The organism is Arthrobacter sp. zg-Y1219 (assembly GCF_030125545.1).
Classification (GTDB): Bacteria; Actinomycetota; Actinomycetes; order Actinomycetales; family Micrococcaceae; genus Arthrobacter_B.
Map to the genome: position 1 here is coordinate 1 of NZ_JASKLY010000016.1, position 17,811 is coordinate 17,811.

The 17,811-nt window shown below is 67.4% G+C and carries 14 protein-coding genes and 1 pseudogene; 6 read left to right on the forward strand and 9 right to left on the reverse strand.

Annotation, left to right across the window (positions count from 1 at the left end):
- Window positions 1-92: 92 nt before the first annotated feature.
- The gene (locus tag QNO00_RS13420) at window positions 93-1,088 is read right to left on the reverse strand and encodes a tripartite tricarboxylate transporter substrate binding protein (protein ID WP_284024857.1); all 996 of its coding nucleotides are present in this window, start codon (window positions 1,086-1,088) and stop codon (window positions 93-95) included.
- Window positions 1,089-1,227: 139 nt separating this feature from the next.
- Between QNO00_RS13420 and QNO00_RS13425 the strand changes: the two genes are divergently transcribed.
- The 5 genes from QNO00_RS13425 to QNO00_RS13445 all read left to right on the forward strand — a co-directional run bounded on the left by QNO00_RS13425 (window position 1,228) and on the right by QNO00_RS13445 (window position 7,243).
- Entirely contained in the window at window positions 1,228-2,112 is an 885-nt protein-coding gene (locus QNO00_RS13425; RefSeq protein WP_284024858.1) for a LysR family transcriptional regulator, read from the forward strand.
- A gap of 149 nt (window positions 2,113-2,261) precedes the next feature.
- Entirely contained in the window at window positions 2,262-3,212 is a 951-nt protein-coding gene (gene kdgD / locus QNO00_RS13430) for a 5-dehydro-4-deoxyglucarate dehydratase (RefSeq protein WP_284024859.1), read from the forward strand.
- Window positions 3,213-3,236: 24 nt separating this feature from the next.
- On the forward strand, window positions 3,237-4,841 hold the full coding sequence (locus tag QNO00_RS13435; RefSeq protein ID WP_284024860.1) for an aldehyde dehydrogenase (NADP(+)): 1,605 nt from the start codon (window positions 3,237-3,239) through the stop codon (window positions 4,839-4,841).
- The gene (locus tag QNO00_RS13440; protein ID WP_284024862.1) at window positions 4,838-6,166 is read left to right on the forward strand and encodes an enolase C-terminal domain-like protein; all 1,329 of its coding nucleotides are present in this window, start codon (window positions 4,838-4,840) and stop codon (window positions 6,164-6,166) included. Before QNO00_RS13435 ends, QNO00_RS13440 begins: the two co-directional genes overlap by 4 nt.
- Window positions 6,167-6,253: 87 nt before the next feature.
- The gene (locus QNO00_RS13445) at window positions 6,254-7,243 is read left to right on the forward strand and encodes an AEC family transporter (protein WP_284024863.1); all 990 of its coding nucleotides are present in this window, start codon (window positions 6,254-6,256) and stop codon (window positions 7,241-7,243) included.
- Window positions 7,244-7,275: 32 nt separating this feature from the next.
- Here the strand turns inward: QNO00_RS13445 and QNO00_RS13450 are convergent, their stop codons facing one another.
- Genes QNO00_RS13450 through QNO00_RS13470 form a run of 5 tightly spaced genes read right to left on the reverse strand, consistent with a single transcriptional unit; the run spans window position 7,276 to window position 13,439 of the window.
- The gene (locus QNO00_RS13450) at window positions 7,276-8,721 is read right to left on the reverse strand and encodes an L-fucose/L-arabinose isomerase family protein (protein WP_284024864.1); all 1,446 of its coding nucleotides are present in this window, start codon (window positions 8,719-8,721) and stop codon (window positions 7,276-7,278) included.
- A 5-nt stretch (window positions 8,722-8,726) separates the two neighbouring features.
- Window positions 8,727-9,770: a rhamnose ABC transporter substrate-binding protein gene (gene rhaS / locus QNO00_RS13455; protein WP_284024865.1), complete on the reverse strand. Its 1,044-nt coding sequence runs from the start codon at window positions 9,768-9,770 to the stop codon at window positions 8,727-8,729.
- Between the two features lie 15 nt (window positions 9,771-9,785).
- The gene (locus QNO00_RS13460; RefSeq protein ID WP_284024866.1) at window positions 9,786-10,877 is read right to left on the reverse strand and encodes an ABC transporter permease; all 1,092 of its coding nucleotides are present in this window, start codon (window positions 10,875-10,877) and stop codon (window positions 9,786-9,788) included.
- Window positions 10,870-11,922: an ABC transporter permease gene (locus tag QNO00_RS13465; RefSeq protein WP_284024867.1), complete on the reverse strand. Its 1,053-nt coding sequence runs from the start codon at window positions 11,920-11,922 to the stop codon at window positions 10,870-10,872. The genes QNO00_RS13460 and QNO00_RS13465 overlap by 8 nt, the downstream gene beginning before the upstream one ends.
- Window positions 11,919-13,439 (reverse strand): sugar ABC transporter ATP-binding protein, encoded by a 1,521-nt coding sequence (locus tag QNO00_RS13470; protein WP_284024868.1) that lies wholly within the window; start codon window positions 13,437-13,439, stop codon window positions 11,919-11,921. Before QNO00_RS13470 ends, QNO00_RS13465 begins: the two co-directional genes overlap by 4 nt.
- 341 nt (window positions 13,440-13,780) lie before the next feature.
- Here QNO00_RS13470 and QNO00_RS13475 point away from each other — a divergent pair.
- A pseudogene (locus tag QNO00_RS13475) lies at window positions 13,781-14,569 on the forward strand (alpha/beta hydrolase); the annotation flags it as partial.
- A 131-nt stretch (window positions 14,570-14,700) separates the two neighbouring features.
- Here the strand turns inward: QNO00_RS13475 and QNO00_RS13480 are convergent.
- The 3 genes from QNO00_RS13480 to QNO00_RS13490 are packed head-to-tail and all read right to left on the reverse strand — an operon-like array spanning window position 14,701 to window position 17,668.
- The gene (locus QNO00_RS13480) at window positions 14,701-15,336 is read right to left on the reverse strand and encodes a LutC/YkgG family protein (RefSeq protein WP_229964526.1); all 636 of its coding nucleotides are present in this window, start codon (window positions 15,334-15,336) and stop codon (window positions 14,701-14,703) included.
- Window positions 15,333-16,871 (reverse strand): LutB/LldF family L-lactate oxidation iron-sulfur protein, encoded by a 1,539-nt coding sequence (locus tag QNO00_RS13485; protein WP_229964525.1) that lies wholly within the window; start codon window positions 16,869-16,871, stop codon window positions 15,333-15,335. The genes QNO00_RS13480 and QNO00_RS13485 overlap by 4 nt, the downstream gene beginning before the upstream one ends.
- On the reverse strand, window positions 16,868-17,668 hold the full coding sequence (locus QNO00_RS13490) for a (Fe-S)-binding protein (RefSeq protein WP_229964524.1): 801 nt from the start codon (window positions 17,666-17,668) through the stop codon (window positions 16,868-16,870). Before QNO00_RS13490 ends, QNO00_RS13485 begins: the two co-directional genes overlap by 4 nt.
- Window positions 17,669-17,811: the final 143 nt, after the last annotated feature.

A 17,811-nucleotide genomic window follows, 5' to 3' on the forward strand; every position in this document is an offset into this window, starting at 1 on the left:
TTGTTCATCGTTAGCCTTCATCATAACCCCCCCGGGGGGGGGCCGCCCCCCCCCCCCCCCCCCCCCCCCCCACGGCAGCTGCGGTACAGGGATCAGTTCCCGGAAAGGGAGATGTCCAGTTCTTCGGTCAGTGCACGGTATTTGTCGCCCAGAGCGGTCCACTCGGTGACAACCTCTTCACCCGAAATCACCTTGGGAGTCAGCAGGCTCTTCTCGTTGAAGTCTTTGTACTGCTGTTCCTCGACGGCGGCTTCCAGGCCCTCGACGAGCCGTGCCTTCACGTCTTCGGGCAGGCCCTTGGGCGCTGCGATTGCCCGGTACTGCGCGACCGGGACGTCGTATCCCTCTTCAAGGGCGGTGGGAACATCCGGGAGGAACGCGTTGCGCTCGGACGAGAAGACGGCCACGGGCACCACCTTTCCGGCATCGATCTGCGGCTTGGCCTCGCCGAGCTGGATCGTGGCGAGCTGCACCTGGTTGCCGAGCACCGCGGTCAGCGCCGGCGAACCGGAATCGAACGGAACCTCGGTGCCGGTGATTCCGGCCTGCTTCAACAGCACGCTCTGTGCCAGCTGCGATGCGGTGCCCACCCCGGCGGTTCCGTAGGTGAAGTCGACCGGGCTGTTGATGATGTCATCCAGGGTCTTTACTCCGGCCTCCGGGCTGGCCACCAGGACATAGTCGTCCTGCGAAAGCCCCATCAGCACGTCCAGGTCGGCAATGTCCACTGCTTCGTCGGCAGAGACGGCCAGCGGCGTGACAGTGATCAGGGAGGCATTGAGCAGGACCAGATTATAGCCGTCGGCCGGCTTGCCGATCACTTCCTGTGTGGCCAGAGCGCCGTTGGCGCCGGGCTTGTTCACTACCGGAACCGCGACGTCGAGGTCCTTGCCGAGGCCTTCTGCGACCGAACGGGCCACCAGGTCGCTGGATCCGCCTGCTGCCTGGCCCACGGTAAGCGTGACGGGACCGGACGGGAATTCTTCGGCCGAATCTCCGGAGCCGACATTGCCGCCGCATGCGGTCAGTGCCAGAAGCATCGAAGCGGCGGCGGTGCCGATCACGGTGCGCGTAGACAAGCGTTTCATGGGGTCTCCCAGGTGAGGTTATGAAAAAATGTCAGGCCGGGAAAAGAGTAAAGCAGTGTGGCCTCGATCACTGAGTCTAAAAACCACTATGATGCATGTCCAAGCCCATTACTGCATTGAGTAATACCTGGAAGGCATTATGTTTACTTTGGATCAGGCCCGGAGTTTCATCGCCGTCGCCGAGGAACTGCACTTCGGCAGGGCGGCCGTCCGGCTCAACATGACCCAGCCTCCGCTCAGCCGGCAGATCCAAAAGCTGGAACGGGAACTGCGCGTGGAACTGCTGGAGCGGGACAAGCGCAAGGTGGTCCTGACCGCCGGCGGCCGCGCCTTCCTGATTGAGGCACGGAAGCTGGTCGCGGCGGCCGACCGCGCCCCGCACACCGCCAGGCGGATGGCTCAGGGTAGCGCCGGCATCATCCGGATCGGTTTTACGGCCGCCTCCGGCTACAGCCTGCTGGGACCGATCCTCCGGGAGATTGCCGAAGCCCTGCCCGGCGTGGACGTGGAACTGCAGGAGCTTGTGACCAGCGAGCAGATCCAGGCGCTGTCCCACGGCGACCTCGATCTCGGCCTGGCCCGGCCCCCCTTTGACACCGACCGCTTTGAGTCCCACCTGCTGTTTTCCGAGGACCTGCGGCTGGCCGTTCCGTCCGGCCATCACCTCGACACCCTGGACCGGGCAATCACCGCAGCGGATCTCCGCGATACGCCGCTGATCATGCACTCCCCCACCAAGGCCAGATACTTTTATGATCTGGCCGTGCGCCTCATTCCGATCGAGCACCACAACGTGATTCACACCGTCAGCCAGATCCTGACGATGGTGGCGCTGGTGGCAGCCGGCCGGGGTGTCGCCATCGTTCCGGAATCCGCCCGGGTCCTCCAGTTTGCGGGCGTCTCCTATCTCCCGCTGGCGGGCGTAGCGTCGGATGTTGTGCAGCTGCACGCCATCTGGAACCGGGATTCCACCAATCCGGCGCTTGGCCGGGTGCTCGAGCTTCTGCGGGCCCCCGGCGCCTAGCCGCACCGTACCTGCGCAAACCCGAAGCTAATACCTTTACGGCATCAATTCATATAAAAGAGGGCTTGGACAGGCATCAAAGCGGTTCCTAGGCTGGGTCTCACTCCCGTATCCGCCGAAACGGCACCTCTGCTAAGGAACGATGCACCATGGCGCAGTACACGCCTCAGGAACTAGCCACCACGCTCAAGGACGGCCTCCTCTCCTTCCCGGTCACAACGTTCGACGCCGATCTGCAGCTTGATGAGGCAAGGTACCGCGAGCACCTGGCCTGGCAGGCGAGCTTCGGAGTCGCCGGGCTCTTTGCGGCCGGCGGAACCGGAGAGGGATTCAGCCTGACTCCGGCCGAGCTGGACCGAACCGTCACCATCGCCGTTCAGGAAGTCGGATCCGTTGTTCCGGTCCTGGCCTCCGTCGGCGGGTCCACCGCTTCCGCCGTGGCAGGCGCCAAGGCAGCCGAGGCAGCTGGCGCCGAAGGACTGCTGCTCCTTCCGCCGTACCTGACCGAATGCGACCAGTCCGGTTTGGCCGCCCATGTTGACGCCGTGACCAGCGCCGTCGGCATCGGCGTCATTGTCTACAACCGCGCCAACGCCCGGTACGACGCCCGCACGGTGGCCGGACTGGCCGAGCGCCACGGCAACTTCATCGGCTTCAAAGACGGGGTGGGCGACATCGAGCACCTCACCAAGGTCTACGCCGCGAACGGCGACCGGCTCTTCTACCTCGGCGGCCTGCCGACGGCGGAAACCTTCGCCCTTCCGCTGCTGCAGCTGGGCATGAGCACCTATTCCTCAGCCATGTACAACTTCGTCCCCGAGTTCGCGCTGGAGTTCTACCGCGACGTCCGCAACCAGGACCGGGACGCCGTCACGGAAAAGCTCAACCGCTTTGTCCTGCCCTACATTGATATCCGTGACCGGGTAAAGGGCTACGGCGTATCCATCGTCAAGGGCGGCCTCAAGGCCGTGGGCCGGGACGCCGGCTCCGTCCGCCCGCCGCTGCAAGACCTCTCGGAGCAGGACCTCGCGGACCTGACAGACCTCATCTCCCGGGCGGGCATCCGCCCCTCGGCTCCCGCAGCCGCCGCCCGGGCCTGACCACAACCGACGACTAGGAGCACCATGCCTGCCGACCAGATCCTCACCGGCCATTCCATCATCGCCGGACAATCAGTAACCGGCCGCGGCGGCACCGCCGCCGGCGTTAATCCCGCCACCGGCGAGACGCTCGAACCGCAATACTCGCTCCTGGACACCGCGCAGCTGACCGCCGCCACGGCTGCGGCCGAAGAGGCCTTCGCCTCCTTCAGCACGCTGGATCCGGAAACGCACGCCGTGTTCCTGGAGCGCATTGCCGACAACATCGAGGCGGCAGGACCCGCCCTGGTTGAACGCGCGATGGCGGAAACCGGGCTTCCCGAAGCACGGCTCACCGGCGAGCGCGGCCGCACCACCGGCCAGCTGCGGCTCTTTGCCTCGGTCATCCGGCAGGGTGATTTCCGCGGAGTCCGCGTGGATCCCGCCCTGCCAGAACGAACTCCGATGCCCCGCGCCGACATCCGGCAGCGCAAGGTCCCCCTCGGACCGGTGGCCGTCTTTGGTGCCAGCAACTTCCCGCTGGCCTTCTCCACCGCCGGCGGAGACACCGCTTCGGCGCTGGCGGCCGGGTGCCCAGTGATCGTCAAGGCCCACAACGCCCACCCCGGCACGGGCGAAATCACCGGCCGCGCCATCGCCGACGCCGTCCGTGACCTGGGCCTGCACCCGGGCGTGTTCTCCCTGGTCTACGGACCCGGCGCCGTGATCGGCCAGGCGCTGGTGACGGATCCCGCCATCAAGGCCGTGGGCTTCACCGGGTCCCGGTCCGGCGGCATGGCGCTGGTTCACGCCGCTGCCGGCCGCCGCGAACCGATTCCGGTCTACGCGGAAATGAGCTCCATCAATCCCGTCTTTGTCTTCGAGGGCGCCCTGGAGAACGACGCCGAAGCTCTCGGCAGTGCCTATGTCACCTCGGTCACCGGCTCCTCCGGACAGCTGTGCACCGCACCGGGCCTGCTGTTTGCCCCCACCGGTGAGGCAGGCGACCGCTTTGCCGCCGCCGTCGGGCAGGCCGTTACAGCCGCCGCCGGACAGACCATGCTGACCAAGGGCATCGCCGCGTCCTGGCAGGACGGCGTCACCGCGCTGGCCGGCCAGCCCGGCGTCGAGCTGCTGGCGGCCGGCAGCGCTGGAGACACCCAGAACGCGCCGGCACCGTCGATCTTCTCCACCGACGTGGCGACCTTCCTCGCCAACGAGGCGCTCCAGGCCGAAATTTTCGGCGCCGCCTCGCTGGTGATCCGCTACAACTCCGTCAGCGAGCTGGTCGGCGCCGTGCAGGCCATGGAAGGCCAGCTCACCGCCACCCTGCACCTGGCCGACGCCGACTACTCGGCGGCCCGCACCCTGCTGCCCGTGCTGGAGCGCCGGGTCGGCCGGATCCTCGTCAACGGCTGGCCCACCGGAGTGGAGGTCGGCCACGCCATGGTGCACGGCGGTCCGTTCCCGGCCACCTCCGACAGCCGCACCACCTCGGTGGGCACGCTGGCCATCGACCGTTTCCTTCGCCCGGTGGCGTACCAGAACATCCCGGATGCTCTCCTGCCGACCGCCCTGCAGCAGGAAAATCCGTGGAAGCTCAACCGGCTGGTGGACGGCACCATGGAACCGGCCGGAGGCAACGCGTGACCGCTCAGCCCACCATCGCCGGCGTGGAGGTGGTGCCGGTCGCCGGACACGACTCCATGCTGTTGAATCTCTCCGGCGCCCACGGCCCCTACTTCACCCGCAACATTGTCATCGTCACCGACTCCGCCGGCCGGACCGGGCTGGGAGAGGTGCCGGGCGGGGAAAACATCCGCCGCACCATCGAGGAGGCCGGCGCCCTGATCCTGAATCAGCCGGTGGCCCGGTTCCGCAGCCTGCTGCGCCAGATCGCCGCCACGTTTGCGGACCGCGACGCCGGCGGCCGCGGGCTGCAGACCTTTGACCTGCGCACCACGGTGCACGCGGTCACGGGGATCGAGTCCGCCCTGCTCGACCTGCACGGCCAGTTCCTGGGAGTTCCCGTCGCCGAGCTCCTCGGCGACGGCCAGCAGCGCAGCGCGGTGCCCATGCTGGGTTACCTCTTTTTCATCGGCAACCCGGACGCCACCGACCTGCCGTACCTGCGGGAAGCGGACGCGGCCGGCAGCTGGGAGCGGCTGCGGCGCGAAGAGGCCATGACGCCCAAGGCGATTGTGGCGCTGGCAGAGGCCGCCGCGGAGAAGTACGGCTTCACCGATTTCAAGCTCAAGGGTGGGGTGCTGGCCGGCGATGCGGAGGTTGACGCGGTCATCGCGCTCAAGGAACGCTTCCCGGATGCCCGGATCACGTTGGATCCCAACGGCGGCTGGCTGCTGGAGGATGCCATCCGCCTGGGCCGGCGCATGCAAGGCGTCGTCGCCTATGCCGAGGACCCCTGCGGGGCGGAGGGACGTTTTTCCGGCCGCGAGGTCATGGCCGAGTTCCGCCGCGCCACCGGCTTGCGCACCGCCACCAACATGATCGCCACCGACTGGCGGGAAATGTCGCACGCGGTGCGGACCAATGCGGTGGACATTCCGCTGGCCGATCCGCACTTCTGGACCATGGCAGGATCCGTCCGGGTGGCCCAGCTGTGCTCGGAGTTCGGCCTGACCTGGGGATCGCACTCGAACAACCATTTCGACATCTCGCTGGCGATGTTCACCCAGGTGGCCGCCGCAGCCCCCGGCGAGATCACTGCCCTGGACACGCACTGGATCTGGCAGGACGGCCAGGGGCTGACCCTGGATCCGCTGGTAATCCGGGGCGGCGAAATCCAGGTGCCCGCCGAGCCCGGCCTCGGCGTGCAGCTGGACCGCAGCCGGCTGGCCGCAGCCCACGAGCTCTACCTCGAGCACGGGCTGGGCAGCCGGGACGATGCCGCCGCCATGCAGTACCTGGTGCCGGACTGGTCCTTCGACCCGAAGCGTCCCTGCCTGGTCCGCTAGGAACCGGCCGCCGGCGGGCCTGTCCGCCGGCGGCCGCCGCGGCGTATCCCTGCAATCCGGAGTGCTCCGGAAAGGAGCGTTTCCACAGTGCTGGGCGTCATCGAAGGCTTCGCCATAGTCCTCATCATCGCGGCAGTGGGCTATGTCTTCGCGGCCGTTCGCCGCGGCAGGGGAACGGATCCCCAGGCCGCCCTCACCTCGGTGATCTACTACGTCACCAACCCGGCGCTGATGTTCATCCTCCTGGCCGAAGCTCCGGTGGAGGAGGTGCTGCGGACCTTCGCGCCTGCCGCGCTGCTCATTGCGGCGGTCTGCGGTGCCGTCTACGCCGGTGTTTCCCTCCTGTTTTTCCGGCGCAGTGCCGCGGATACCGCGGTGGGTGCCATGAGCTCCTCCTATGCCAACGCCGGGAACATCGGCCTGCCCATCGCGCTGTATGCCGTGGGCAGCTCCACCCCCGTGGTCTCCGTGCTGGTGGCCCAGCTGCTGGTCGTGGCACCGCTCTACCTGGCCGTATTCAGTTTCACGCAGCGCCGCGCAGCCTCCGGGCGCTCCGCATCCGGGCCCGGAGCGCTGGCCGCCGGCCCCCGCCCGCGGGCGCGCCCGCTGGCGCTGCTGACCGCCGTCGTACGTCCCTTCGCCAACCCCGTCACGCTGGCCACCCTCGCCGGCCTGGCAGCCGCCCTGTCCGGGTTCCGGCTGCCCGGCGTCCTCTGGGAACCCGTGTCGCTGCTGGGGCATGCCTCGGTTCCGCTGCTGCTGCTGACTTTCGGCATGAGCCTGCACGGGCAGCGCCCGCTGGGCACGGCCGCGGTCCGCACCGAGGTCCTGGTGGCCGCTGCCGTGAAGCTGCTCGTCGCGCCCCTGCTGGGCTACGCGGTGGGCCGCTGGGTGTTCGGGCTGGACGGTGTGGACCTCTTCGGCGTGGTCGTGATGAGTGCCCTGCCGACGGCCCAGAACGTGTACCTCTTTTCCCACCAGTTCGGGATGAAATCGGTCATTGCCCGGGACGTCATTTTCCTGACTTCGTTTCTGTCCTTCCCCGTCATTCTGTTCGCTGCACTCCTGTTGGCCTGACGTGCCTGCGCCTGCTTGAGCACAGGGCGGAGTCAGAGCTGAACATGCCGATGTTCGAGGCCAAGCAACGACGCTGCGGCGGCCAGTTCCGCCCGGCGGTGGCCCAGGCACAGCGCCCAGTGATGCCCGACGCCGGTGGCAGCCCAGAGATCCACCCACAGCCCGGGATCCCCGCCGAAGTCCACCCGCGACGTCGTGTTCCCGATTTGCAGCAGCGGACCCTCGGTCACTGTGCCTTCGGAAGTGACGAAGACGTAGCTGCCGTCCCGGTCCTGGCCGACTCCGAAAGCGGTCACCGGACCGGGCCGGACATCGAATTCCACCGACACGCCCCAGCCCCGCTTGCCGTGGTAAACGCCCAAGCCGCGCAGCAGCGGCTGCCGGGCGGAGATCTGCAGATGCGCCGGCCCGTCGTGGCCCATTTCAACCACGTTGTCGAAGAAATTCAGCGCCTGGATTTCGGTGAACGACCCTCCGGCGCCCAGGGCCGAGGCGGCGAGCATGGCCACGGAGGTCCGCAGTTCATACTCGCCGGCCATCGGCACCCCGCGGGCGGTCAGCAGCGAGGCTCCCAGGATCATTCCCGCACCCAGCCGTTCGTGAAGTTCTCCGGCCAGTCCGCGGTGGTAGTAGGCCAGCGAATCCAGGGCGAAGTCGTCCACCAGGCGGTCCAGGCCAACCGAGACCCGGGCACCCCATTCCAGCTCCGGCAGGTGAACCGAGCGGTCCAGCTCGAAGACTTCCCGCACCAGCGCCACCCGGTCCGCGGTTTCCCGCTCCGTGACGGCGTTGACGCGTTCGCGCAGGTCATCAAACTCCAGCACCTCGACGTGCGAGCCGAAGGTGGCGCTGACAGTGGTCAGGTCCGTTGACACGTCCAACATCCCCGGATACAGATGCCCCATGAGCCCGTGCCGTGCGGTGCGCAGGCGTCCGCGCACCGCTGCCGCCCGAACCCAGCTCATGATCCGGTCCCAGGCCGCTTCCTGCCGCAGGTAGCCCGAAACCGACCGGAAGGGGATGCCGGCCCGCCGGAAGACGTTGGCCAGCTCGGGCACCGGGCACTGCCCGCAGTAGGCGAGCCATTCCCCGGTGCCGGTGCGGGCATGGTCCATCGCTTCAGTGGGCTGCAGGTCAACCACCAGCACCGGGGTGCCCGAACGCTGCGCAATGGGCAGGACCATCGAGGAGGTCAGATAGGTCGCCACGAACAGGACAATCAGGTCGCAGTCCGCCTGCCGCAGCCGTTCCGCGGCCCGGGCCGCGTCCTGGGCGTCCGAAACAAAACCGGCGTCAACGACGTCGTTGCCGGTCTCCTCGAAACGTTGGCCGACGTAGGCCGCCGACTCCCTCAGCTGTGGCAGCAGCCCAGGGAATTGCGGCCAGTAGGCGCCCAACCCTCCGGAGACCAGGCCAATCCTCGCGCGGTGGCGGATGGGCGCGGTAACCGCTGCCATGCTGCCCGGGGACAGGTTCATGGCTGTCAGAAGTCGTAGTCGTCAATATTCTCGGCGTTGAACACCGTGGGCGGACCCACGATCACCACGCCGTCGTCCTCGACAGTCCGCTCCCCCAGCTCGCCGGCGGTGAAGGTGTCACCGGGTTCACCGCTGATGGAGCCGTCCACCAGCGCCTTGGCGGCGAACGCCGCAACGGTTCCCAGCTGCGCCGGGTCCCAGAGGGCAAACTCGGAAACCGTGCCGTCCTTGATGAAGGAGCGCATTTCGTTCGGCAGCCCCAGCCCGGTCAGCGCCACCTTGCCCTTGTAGTCCGACGTGGAGAGGTAGCGTGCCGTGGCCGCAATTCCCACGGTTGTCGGCGAGATGATGCCCTTGAGGTCCGGATGCGCCTGCATCAGGCCCTGCGCTTCCTGGAACGACTTGGTGTCGTCGTCGTCGCCGTAGACCTTGGCCACCAGTTCAATTTCCGAGTACTCGGGGTTGGAGGCGAGCTCCTCCTCCATGTACTTGATCCATTCATTCTGGTTGGTCGCGTTGGCGGTGGCCGAGAGGATTGCGATCTTGCCCGCGCCGCCGATCTGCTCGGCAATGAGCTCGGTCTGGATGAGGGCCACGTCCTTGGCCACCACCTGGCTGATGAACACGTCGCGGCAGTCCGGGTTGGTGTCGGAGTCGAAGGCAACAATCTTGGCCCCGGCGTCGCGCGCCTCGCCCAGCGCCGAACAGACGGCATCCGGGTCATTGGCGGCCAGGACGATGGCGTTGGTGCCTGCCTGCGTTTCGGCGTTGATGAAGGTGACCTGGCTGGAGGCTGAGGCCTCCAGCGGTCCGACCACGTTGCTTTCGGCAAAACCGGCGTCGGTGGCGCCCTGCTCGCCGCCGCCCAGCACGACGTCGGTGTAGGGGTTGTTCAGCTGCTTGGGAATGAAGGTGACCGTGGCGTCGTCGTTGCTGCCGGATCCGTCGTCTTCACTGCCGGCGCAACCGGAGAGCGCGAGGGCCGCGGCGGCCGCGAGGGACGTCATGACGGTGATGCGCCGCCGGGCGGTGGAGCGGGGAGTGAACATCTTTGTTTCCTTCCTTCACTCAGCGGACGGTCCGCCGGGTTTGATGGGTTCTTCGGCCAGGCGTCGGCGCAGCCGACGATCGTGGCGCCTGCGTCCGATGGCGGCACCGATGCTCGGTGCCACGGCGGACGCGATGAGCAGCATCCCGGTCAGGGTCACCAGGACGACGTCGGAGACCCGGTCGAGCCGCAGCGCGTAGTTCAGGCTGCCGATCAGCAGCACGCCGGCAACGACGCCGACGATGCTCCCCTTGCCTCCGAAGATTGAGACTCCGCCCAGCAGCACCGCCGCAATAACCAGCAGTTCGAGCCCCGAGGCGTTGTCGCTGCGGGCGCTGGTGTAGCGGAAGGTCCAGAAAATGCCGGCCGCCGCCGATACGAGGCCGCTGGCAACGTAGAGCCAGAACTTGGACCATTCCACGCTGATCCCGACAAACTGCGCGGCTTCCTTGGAGTAGCCCATGGCATACAGGCCGCGGCCGAAAGAGCTCTTGTGCAGGACCAGCCCGGCGGCAACGACCAGGGCCAGCGCCGGAAGCATCAGGACCGGAATGCCGGTTCCGCCCAGTTTGTCCGATGCCAGCGAGGTGAGTTCCACCGGAAAATCAGCCACGGCGTTGTCGCCGATGACCACGAGCGCCAACCCGCGGAACAACGCGAGCGTCCCGATGGTGACGGCCAGGGAGGGCAGTTGCAGAAAGGCAATCAGGGCACCGTTCAGTGCTCCGGCAGCCAGCCCGCACACCAGCGCGACGGCGATCGCCGCCCAGATTCCCGTCCCTCCCGCCCACAGCACGCCCAGGACGGCGCTGGAGACCCCGGCAACGCTGGCCACTGACAGGTCGATTTCCCCGGTGATGATGATCAGGGTCATCGGCATCGCGATCAGCAGCGTGGGAATCACGTCCAGGAGCAGGAAGCCGGTGGTCACCGGTGACGCGAAGCGCGGAATGGTGATGATCGCGTAGAGGACAAACGCAGCCAGGAGGTACACCATGACCGCGTCGCGGCCGGCCCACCACCGCGGGCCCCGGACTTTTTCGACGCCGCTGAGCGGTGTGCTGGTGTCCACGGCCGCCGCGGCTCGCGGCATGGCGGGGCTAGACATTTCGGCCTTCCTTCTCGCGCAGGTTGCGTGCGCGGCGCAGTCCGGCGAGGCGGTCGATCAGGATGGCGGCCAGGATGAGGATGCCCACCACGGCCTGCTGCCAGAACTTGTCGACCCGAATGGCGGTGAGCGAACTGGTGATGGTGTTGAGCAGCAGGGCGCCGATCGCCGCGCCGACCACCGTGCCGCTTCCGCCGAAGATCGCGACGCCGCCAACCACGGCCGCTGCGACGACGTCCAGTTCCAGCCCGGATCCGGTTGTCGCGCCCACCGCGTTGAAGCGGCTCGCGTAGAGGACGCCGGCGAGCCCGGCCAGGGCTCCGTTGACCAGGAAGGCCGTCAGGATCCGCTTGGACGCCGGAATGCCGAAGAGCCTGGCTGCCTCGGGGTCTGAGCCGACGGCGTAAAAATCCCGTCCGGAGCGGGTGCCCGACATGAAGACGGCGGCGGTGATCACCACAGCGATGGCCACGAGCGTAATCATCGGAATGCCCAGGAAGGTATCCACCGACAGGGCTCCGAAGGCCTCCGGCCGGTCGCCGGCAAAGTACTGGGTTCCGCCGGCCCAGGCATTGTTGACACCGCGGTAGATGTACAGCGTGCCCAGCGTGATGACCAGTGCGGGGACCTTGGCGAGCGTCACCAGCAGGCCGTTGAAAAGACCCAGGACGGAGCCGAAGGCCATGCCCAGCAAGACCACCGCCAGAATCGGCATGTCCGGCGCACCGGCAAAGACCGCACCGGTGCCGAAGGCGACCAGGCCGAGAATCGACCCGACGGACAGATCCACGTTGCGGGTGACAATCACCATGGTCTGCCCCACGGCCAGGATGACCATCACAGTGGCGTTGAGCATGAGGTCCTTCAAGCCCTGCGGCGAGAGGAACAGCGGATTGACGACGGCGGTGGCCAGGACCAGCACCGCGAGGGCTGCGGTGACGGGGAACTCCCGGAGCCGGAACACGTTGGGAAACTGCCGTTGCCGGCGGAGCGGGAGAGCCCGGGGCTGCTTCGCCGCGGGAGTCTGGGCCGTTGGCGTGCTCATCGGTGCCCGCCGGAGCCGGTGGCTGCATGCATGACGGCTTCGGCGCTGGCTTCGCTCCGGTCCAGCTCAGCCGAGATCCGGCCCTCGTGCATCACCAGGACCCGGTCCGCCATGCCCAGGACCTCCGGCAGTTCGGAGGAAATCATGAGGATCGCCAGCCCCTGGCCGGCCAGCTCGGAGATCAGCCGATGCACCTCGCTCTTGGTGCCGACGTCGATGCCCCGGGTGGGTTCGTCGATGATCAGGAGCGCCGGTTTGGTGGCGAGCCACTTGGCAAGGACCACCTTCTGCTGGTTTCCGCCGGACAGCGTGCTGACGGGCTGCTCAAGGGTTGAGGCCTTCACTTGCAGCTTGGTCGTCCATTCCCGGGCCGCGGCCTGCTCGGCCCGCCCGTTGATCAGCCCCAGCGTGCGGAACCGGTCCCGGAGGGTCAGGGTGGTGTTGCGGCCGACCGACAGGCCCATCACGAGTCCCTGTTTGCGGCGGTCTTCTGGGACAAAGCCGACGCCGGCTGCGATGGCGGCCTTCGGCTGGCCGGGTTTGAGCTTCCGTCCCTTGATGGACACGCTCCCGGCGTCGTACCGGTCGATGCCGAAAATGGCCCGGGCAACTTCCGTTCGCCCGGCGCCCACCAGACCCGCGAGAGCCACGATCTCTCCGGCCCGGACTTCTAAACCGATGCCGGTGAACACGCCCCGGCGCTGCAGCCCTTCAACGGTAAGGACGGGCTCACCGACCTCGGCCTCGCCCTTGGGATACAGCGAATCGACCTCCCGCCCCACCATGTCCCGGACAATTTCCTCGATGCTGGTTGATGCCGTGGCATGGGTGGCGATGTAGCGGCCGTCGCGCATCACGGTGATCCGGTCAGCGAGGCTGAACACCTCGTCAAAGCGGTGCGAGATGAAGAGAATCGCCGCGCCGTCTCCGCGCAGCGAGCGGGCCACGGTAAAGAGTCTCTCCACCTCAACCCCGCTCAGGGCCGCCGTCGGTTCGTCCATGACCAGGACGCTCGCGTCCAGCGAAATGGCCTTGGCAATCTCAATGATCTGCTGGTCGGCGATGGACAGCCCTTCAGCTGTCCGGGCCGGATCAAGGTCCACGCCGAGTCTGGCGAAAAGTTCCGCGGCGCCGTCGCGCATGCGGGCGTGGTCGATCAGTCCGATCCGATTACGCGGCTGGCGTCCGATGAAAATGTTCTCCGCCACTGACAGGTCGGGAAACAGCGTGGGCTCCTGGTAAATGACGGAGATGCCCGCGGCCTTGCTGTCGGCGACGGAGCGGAAGTTCACCGGGCGGCCCGCAACGCTGAAGGCTCCCTCATCAGGGGCGTAGAGTCCGGCGAGGATCTTGACCAGGGTCGACTTGCCCGCACCGTTTTCCCCGCAGAGGGCGTGGATTTCTCCGGCCCGAAGTTCGATGGTGCCGTCCGCCAGCGCGATGACCGGCCCGAAGGTTTTCAAGGCCCCGGACAGGGTCAGGACTGCGGTTTCCGAAGTGGCTGGCGTGTCTGACATTCAGTGATGCGCACCTTTGCGGCCGACGGGACAGGAACCGAATGAACCGTTTCAAACGGGCTCGTCTGATCGTAGGGGCGTGATCCCGCTCACGTCAAGGAAATCCCGCCGGCCTGCTTCCGGCAGTGCCGCCGAACACCGGCGGCCATGAGATTCCTCGCAGTCGCCCCTCCGCTGCCGCTTCCTGGCGGCGAAGCGACCAAAGGCCGCCCGGTGCCGGCTCCTACGTTAAAAAGATGAAGTTCTCCTCGCTCACCACTGCGGGGCTCTTGGCCGGAGTGCTCGCCGCTGCCGGAATTGCTGCTGCTGTCCCGCTGCAGCGGGATCCCCGCCCCTCCGCGATGCTCATCCGCGGACTCTTCTCCGGCGTGGGCAACTTCCCGCTGAAGAAGATCCACCCCCATATTCCCGGGCTCCGAGTGACCGGACACCGGGGCCTGCCGTATTTGGGGTCCGGGGCCAAGCCGACCCTGGACCTGTTCCTGCCGGATGCTCCGGACCGGAAACCGCTGCCGGTGGTGATGTGGATACACGGCGGGGCATGGATCTCCGGCTCCAAGGAAGATGTGGCGCCGTATCTGAGGATCCTCGCCGGGTACGGGTACGCCGTGGTGGGCGTCGGATACTCGATCTCGCCCCAAGTCATCTATCCGGCCGCCGTGAAAGAGCTGAACGCCGCCCTGGGCTTTGTGCGCGAACACGCAGACAAATACGGGCTGGATCCCCATCGGATTGTCCTGGCCGGTGACTCCGCCGGTGCGCAGCTGGCCGCACAGCTGGCCCTGGCCATCACCAACCCGGAGTACGCCGGCGAGACCGGGGTGGTTCCCGCCGCCGCCCCGGAGCAACTGCGCGGAATCCTGCTGCACTGCGGCGTTTACGACTTTACGTCCGAGGCCCGCTTAACCGGCCCCGTGGGCTGGGGGCTCAAGAAGGCGCTCTGGGCCTACACCGGGTCCAAGGACTGGGCCGCCACCCCCGCCGCGGGGCACATGTCCATTCCGAAGCACGTGGATCACCGCTTTCCGCCCACCTACATTTCCGGCGGAAACGGCGACTACCTGACCAGCACGCAGTCAGTGCCCCTGGCGGACCGGCTGGAGGAAGTGGGGGTGCCGGTGACCCGCCGGTTCTGGCCGAAGGGCTACCGGCCGGCGCTGGGACACGAGTACCAGTTCCAGCTGCACCGGCCCGAGGCCAGGGAGTCGCTGCAGGAAACCGTCGCTTTCCTGGCGGACGTCACCGCAGGCGCGGCGCGGCCTCAGGACCGGACGATGACCACGTCCAGGTTCCGCGGTCCGTGCACGCCCTCCACGCGTTCGAGCTCAATATCGGAGGTGGCGCTGGGCCCGCTGATCCAGGTCAGCGGCCGCGTGCCGTCCAGCCGGCGCAGGGCTTCCGGAAGGATGCCGGCGACGTCGTCGGCTCCCACCACGCAGATGTGATGGTCGGGCACCAGGGTGATGGCGCGGCGGCCCTGGTTGGGACTGCCGTCCAGGATGATCGTGCCGGTTTCGGCCACCGAGACGGCGCTGCCGGTGACGACGGCGTCCACCGCGTCCAACTGCGCCACGCTCAGCGGCGCGGCAGCGTCGTCGGTGCGCCGGCGGCCGGGCGCGGCGGCTTCGGCGGCGGCCAGCCAGCCGGCGTCGATCCCCGCCGGAACCACATAGCTGGCGGCACCGCTCAGCAGTTCGGCAATCCGCGGCGCCAGCCCGGCCCGGTCCACCACCGTGACGCCGGCCTTGTAGTCCACCAGCCGGTCCACCAGCATCTCGATGCGTTCCTCGGCGCTCATGCCGGAGTCCTCGCGGTAGGTCCGCGGAATCTCCGGGACGGCCGGGCTGTCGCGCAGCGCCGACCGCAGCCGCTCCAGGATGTCTGCCCGTGCACTCATGCCTGATCCTCAGTCTTGGTGATGGTTTGCGCCGCAGCGTCCGCGCCGCCGGCTGCTGATGTTTCGTGCTCCTTGGCCCACCAGTCACGGAAGGACGAGGCCGGCGGGGCCGGAATGTCCCGGCTCTGGGTCCAGCCGGCGGCGATGCCGGGCAGCTTGGTGATCTTCTTCTTCCGGCCGGCGGCGATCCGGCCCAGCGGCAGGCCCTTTTCCAGCAGGCCCAGGTGCTTGCCGGAGGAGAACGCCCAGGAGGCGCCCTTCATCAGCAGGTCCATCTGGGTGGGCAGCTTCTTCTTGCCGCGCTTGCTGTCCACGTCCTCCGCGCGCAGGTGCACCAGGATTTCGGGAATGTTGATCTTCACCGGGCAGGCGTCGTAGCAGGCGCCGCAGAGCGAGGACGCGTACGGCAGGGAGTTGTTCTCCTCGGAGACGATGCCCGTCATCAGCGGTGAGAGGATCGCGCCGATCGGTCCCGGATAGGTGGAGCCGTAGGCATGGCCGCCGGTGCGCTCGTAGACCGGGCACACGTTCATGCAGGCCGAGCAGCGGATGCAGTGCAGCGCCGAGCGGCCCATTTCATCCGCCAGCGCGGCGCTGCGGCCGTTGTCCAGCAGCACCAGGTGCACGTTCTGCGGTCCGTCGCCTTCGGTGACGCCGGTCCACAGGGAGGTGTACGGATTCATCCGCTCGCCCGTGGAGGAGCGCGGCAGCAGCTGCATGAACACCTCAAGGTCCTGCCAGGACGGCAGCAGCTTCTCCACGCCCATCACGGTGATCAGGGTTTCGGGCAGCGTCAGGCACATCCGCCCGTTGCCCTCGGATTCGACGACGGCGAGGGTGCCGGCGTCGGCAATCGCGAAATTGGCGCCGGAGACGGCAACCTTGGCGGAGAGGAACTTGCGGCGCAGGTGCGCCCGCGCAGCCTCGGCCAGCTTGGCGGGGTTGTCGGTGAGGTCCGGATCGACCCCTGGCATTTCGCGCAGGAAGATGTCCCGGACCTGGGTGCGGTTCTTGTGGATGGCCGGCACGAGGATGTGGCTGGGCTTGTCATGGTCGAGCTGGACGATCAGTTCGGCGAGGTCCGTTTCGAACGCGGCGATCCCCTGTTCTTCCAGGTATTCGTTCAGCCCGATTTCCTGGGTGGCCATGGACTTGACCTTGACCACCTCGTCCACGCCCTGCTCCCGGATGAGGTCGCGGACAATTTCGTTGGCCTCGGCTGCGTCGCGGGCCCAGTGGATGATGCCGCCGCGGGCGGTGAAGTTCTTCTCGAACTGCTCCAGCAGTTCGGGCAGCTGGGCCATGACCGCTTCCTTGGTGGCGCTGCCGGCGTTGCGCAGGTCCTCCCAGTCCGGCAGCTCTCCGACCACGCGCAGCCGCTTGTCGCGGATGGTGTGCGTGGCGTGGCCCAGGTTGGCGCGCAGCTGGCTGTTGCCCAGTTCGCGTTTGGCGGCCCGGGGAAAGGGCTCGACGGCGTTGAGGTTGCCCTGCCCGAAGACCGGGAGGGTGGGCATGCCCAGGTACGTGGTGCTCATCGGGAGGCCTTTCCGCCGACCAGGACGTCACCGGTGACGGACACCGGATTGTCCCGAGTGCTGGCAAGGATTTCAGCAAAGTGCAGGGTGGAGACGCCGCTGCCCTGCCGGGACAGCCCGCCGCCGATGTGCATCAGGCAGGAGGCGTCGCCGCCGGAGCACAGGTCAGCGCCGGTGGCCTTGATGTTTGCCGCCTTGTCCTCGAGCATCGCGGTGGAGACGTCGGCGTTTTTCATGGAGAAGGTGCCGCCGAAGCCGCAGCACTGGTCGGCCTGCGGCAGGGGCGCCACGGTGATGCCCTCCACGCTCTGCAGCAGGTTCAGCTGCCGGTCGCCCAACCGCAGCAGGCGCATGCCGTGGCAACTGGGGTGATAGGTGACGTTGTGCGGAAACCAGGACCCCAGCTGCGCGGCGGCATCGGTGACGCCCAGGACGTCGGTGAGCAGTGCGGAGAGCTCGTAGGTCTTGGCGCCAACCGCCTCGGCGCGGGCCGCCAGGTTGGCATCGCCGCAGGACCGGGCGACCATCGGATGCTGGTGCTTGACGGAGGCGACACAGGAGCCCGAAGGTGCGACGGCGACGTCGTACTCCTGGGACTCGAAGGCCTCGATGTGGTTGCGGACCACCGGCACGGCTTCGGGCAGGTAGCCGGAGTTCACATGCATCTGCCCGCAGCAGGCCTGACCGGAGGGGAACACGACTTCGTGGCCCAGCCGCTCCAGAATGTCCACGGTGGCCCGGGCGGTGCGCGGATACATGGCATCCACGATGCAGGTGGCGAATAGAGCGATTCTCATGGCTGCCTTTCAGCGGGGCGACACCCCGTACGTGTGGTCTGACCATAGTAGAACATGTTGGGCCTGTCACATCCGGGCCCTCGGTGCTGGTGACTACCATCACAGAAATCGGAGTTCTGCGCTAGACTCGCCAATGGTCTGAC

Bases quoted from the DNA above. Each gene is read 5' to 3' on its own strand.
- QNO00_RS13420 (WP_284024857.1), bottom strand. From the start codon at position 1,088: ATGAAACGCTTGTCTACGCGCACCGTGATCGGCACCGCCGCCGCTTCG.
- QNO00_RS13425 (WP_284024858.1), top strand. From the start codon at position 1,228: ATGTTTACTTTGGATCAGGCCCGGAGTTTCATCGCCGTCGCCGAGGAA.
- kdgD (WP_284024859.1), top strand. From the start codon at position 2,262: ATGGCGCAGTACACGCCTCAGGAACTAGCCACCACGCTCAAGGACGGC.
- QNO00_RS13435 (WP_284024860.1), top strand. From the start codon at position 3,237: ATGCCTGCCGACCAGATCCTCACCGGCCATTCCATCATCGCCGGACAA.
- QNO00_RS13450 (WP_284024864.1), bottom strand. From the start codon at position 8,721: ATGAACCTGTCCCCGGGCAGCATGGCAGCGGTTACCGCGCCCATCCGC.
- rhaS (WP_284024865.1), bottom strand. From the start codon at position 9,770: ATGTTCACTCCCCGCTCCACCGCCCGGCGGCGCATCACCGTCATGACG.
- QNO00_RS13460 (WP_284024866.1), bottom strand. From the start codon at position 10,877: ATGTCTAGCCCCGCCATGCCGCGAGCCGCGGCGGCCGTGGACACCAGC.
- QNO00_RS13465 (WP_284024867.1), bottom strand. From the start codon at position 11,922: ATGAGCACGCCAACGGCCCAGACTCCCGCGGCGAAGCAGCCCCGGGCT.
- QNO00_RS13470 (WP_284024868.1), bottom strand. From the start codon at position 13,439: ATGTCAGACACGCCAGCCACTTCGGAAACCGCAGTCCTGACCCTGTCC.
- QNO00_RS13480 (WP_229964526.1), bottom strand. From the start codon at position 15,336: ATGAGTGCACGGGCAGACATCCTGGAGCGGCTGCGGTCGGCGCTGCGC.
- QNO00_RS13485 (WP_229964525.1), bottom strand. From the start codon at position 16,871: ATGAGCACCACGTACCTGGGCATGCCCACCCTCCCGGTCTTCGGGCAG.
- QNO00_RS13490 (WP_229964524.1), bottom strand. From the start codon at position 17,668: ATGAGAATCGCTCTATTCGCCACCTGCATCGTGGATGCCATGTATCCG.